We start from the raw sequence: 2487 nt of genomic DNA on the forward strand, positions 1-2487 counted from the left end.
GAACCACTCCCCGCCCGCGTCCAGGGGCACGTCGAGTTCGAGGACGTGTCGTTCCGCTACCCCGGGGCCGAGGAATCCGCGCTGGAAAACGTCAGTTTCGAGATCCGGCCAGGGGAAACGGTCGCCGTGGTGGGCCGCAACGGCGCGGGCAAGTCGACGCTGTTCAAACTGCTGTGCCGACTGTACGACCCGACCGGCGGACGCATCCTGCTCGACGGGACCGACATCCGCGAGTTCGACCCGGACGCGCTGCGCGGGCAGATCAGCGCGATGTTCCAGGACTACGTGACCTACCAGGGCACCGCGGCGGAGAACATCGGACTCGGGCAGCTGGCCGACCTGGAGCACCGGGACCGGATCGTGGAATCCGCCCGCCGCGCCGGCGTGGCCGAGCGGATCGAACGGCTGCCCAAGGGTTACGACAGCCCGCTCGGACGCTGGTTCGACCAAGGCGTGAGCCTCTCCGGCGGGGAATGGCAGAAGATCGCCCTGGCCCGGGCCTTCCTGCGCGACACGCCGATCCTGATCCTCGACGAACCGACGTCCGCCCTCGACGCGCGGGCCGAACACGACCTGTTCTCCCGGCTGCGCGCGCTCGCCGAGGGGCGCACGACCCTGTACATCTCGCACCGGTTCTCCACGGTGCGGCAGGCGGAGAAGATCCTCTTCCTCGACCACGGCAAGCTCGTCGAGCAGGGCACCCACGACGAGCTGATGACGCTCGGCGGCAACTACGCGGAGCTGTTCACCCTCCAGGCCGCGGCCTACCTCGACGACGGCGAGGACGAGCAGGTGGCCTGAGCACACGATGGGCGCCGTGAGGGGGCCCCTCACAGCCGTATCCACCAGGGCTCCGGCAAAGTCGCGTGAGTGTTGGCCGTTAAGGGACCCTTCACGGTCGATTTGACTGTGAAGGGACCCTTCACGGCTTGCCCTAGTCCCTCCGGCCGGGAGTGAGTGGCCTGCACAGGGGGTGGCAGGGCGGCGCAACCGGCGTCGCGGCAGGCGTGACGGTTGCGAAGTCTTCTGAAAAAGTTCAGAATTCGGGTCATGACCACCGAAGTGCAGTGGAGTGAGCTGCAACGTGACCCGAAGAGCGTCGCCGCCCTCGCGGATGAGGGCGATGTTCGCGTTCGCCGTCGTGACGGTGCCACCCTGCTGCTGACCAGGGAGGACCGGCTGCGGTCCGCCTCGGAAGGTTCGGTCGCGGCCGCGCGCGCGCTCAGGAACGTGCTGGTCCACCTTCCTCGCGAAATCGCGGCCGAAGCGCTCTTGGACGAGTTCCCGTGGGTGGACGTGCTGCCTGCCGAGGACCGCGCCCAGTTCGTCCTCGACTTCGCGCGAGCGTTCCAGGCTTCGGCCGAACTGGGGCAGTGGTCCGTGCTCGCCCAGACGGTCCGGGAGTGGAAGAACACGGCGGCCATCCACGCCGATCCGGCACTCGCCGGGAAACTGAGCGAGCCGCTCAGCGACGACTTCGGCCCCATCCCGGCCCCCACGGACATCTGAGGTGCCCGCCAAACGCGGTGATCGCGTCGCCCCTCCCGCGCCTCCGGGCGGCTGGGAAGCCCGTTTCGCCACCTCCGAAGCGGCAAAGGGCTGGGAAGAGTTGTGCCAAGCGGCCCGGGCCAACACGTGGGAGGCGTGGATCATCCTCACCGAGCGGCCCGAGGCACCCGAAAACCCGGCGAGGCAGCACAGACTCAAGGGCAGCCTCGGCATCCGTGAAATCGGCGGACGGACGCTGCGGCAGTGGCAGTACGAGGTCACCGCCGGAGGCAGGATCTGGTACTGCCCCGATCCCGAACGACGCATCGTATGGGTAATTCTCGCGGCAGCCGCACATCCGAAGAACACGGAATGACAAGCCTGCGCCGTGCGGAGGAGGCGGCAAGCGCCGAGCCCCACCGGGCATCTGACCCCCGTCCCCGCGAGGCAACCTTTGGTGACCCGTCGGGTATGAAGATCAAAGCTTGCGGTACACCTCGCGACCGTGGGCGACGCGCACAACGGTGACAAGCACCCGGTCATCCTCGATCTCGTATACGACCCGGTAGTCGCCGGCTCGAATCCGCATAACGCCCGCTGGGTGCCCCACCAATGCCTTCGCCCCGGGAGGCCGGGGATCCGAGCCGAGTTCCGTGACGGCACGCACGATTCGGCGCTGCACCGATCGATCAAGCTTGCGAAGCTCTCGAGCGGCAGGTGCCGTCCATTCGATGCTGTACTGCACGGATCAAACGAGACCAAGCTCGGACAGGATCTCGCTGTGCGGCACGCGACGTTCCTCAGAGGCGAGAGACTCGCGCGCGGCAAGCAGATCAGCCTCGTCCTCCGCCGCTTCCAAGGCCCGGAGGTCGTCGATGGAGACGACCGCGGCAACGGGACGCCCGTGCCGGGTCAGCACGGCCCGCTCGTGGGCATGCTCCACTCTCGCGACCACATCGCCCAGGTGGTTACGTGCTTCGCTGATCGGAAGCTCTGTCA

The 2487-nt window shown here is 67.8% G+C and carries 5 protein-coding genes; 3 read left to right on the forward strand and 2 right to left on the reverse strand.

Annotated elements, in window-relative coordinates; translation table 11 throughout:
* The 3 genes from FNH05_RS36035 to FNH05_RS36045 all read left to right on the forward strand — a co-directional run.
* A partial coding sequence (locus tag FNH05_RS36035) for an ABC transporter ATP-binding protein (protein WP_144593314.1) occupies positions 1–801 on the forward strand: 801 nt, incomplete at its 5' end.
* Positions 802–1050: 249 nt separating this feature from the next.
* A complete protein-coding gene (locus FNH05_RS36040; RefSeq protein ID WP_144593315.1) occupies positions 1051–1509 on the forward strand; it encodes a hypothetical protein in 459 nt (152 codons plus the stop codon).
* Between the two features lies 1 nt (position 1510).
* A complete protein-coding gene (locus tag FNH05_RS36045) occupies positions 1511–1864 on the forward strand; it encodes a hypothetical protein (RefSeq protein WP_144593316.1) in 354 nt (117 codons plus the stop codon).
* A gap of 102 nt (positions 1865–1966) precedes the next feature.
* Here the strand turns inward: FNH05_RS36045 and FNH05_RS36050 are convergent, their stop codons facing one another.
* Both FNH05_RS36050 and FNH05_RS36055 read right to left on the reverse strand, forming a co-directional pair.
* A complete protein-coding gene (locus FNH05_RS36050; protein ID WP_144593317.1) occupies positions 1967–2233 on the reverse strand; it encodes a type II toxin-antitoxin system RelE family toxin in 267 nt (88 codons plus the stop codon).
* Positions 2234–2236: 3 nt separating this feature from the next.
* On the reverse strand, positions 2237–2487 hold a 251-nt coding region (locus FNH05_RS36055), incomplete at its 5' end, for a type II toxin-antitoxin system Phd/YefM family antitoxin (RefSeq protein WP_222426815.1).

It is taken from the genome of Amycolatopsis rhizosphaerae, assembly GCF_007713715.1.
Classification (GTDB): domain Bacteria; phylum Actinomycetota; class Actinomycetes; order Mycobacteriales; family Pseudonocardiaceae; genus Amycolatopsis_E; species Amycolatopsis_E rhizosphaerae.

Excerpts from the sequence above, each read along its gene's own strand:
- FNH05_RS36040 (WP_144593315.1), top strand. The coding sequence starts at position 1,051 with ATGACCACCGAAGTGCAGTGGAGTGAGCTGCAACGTGACCCGAAGAGC.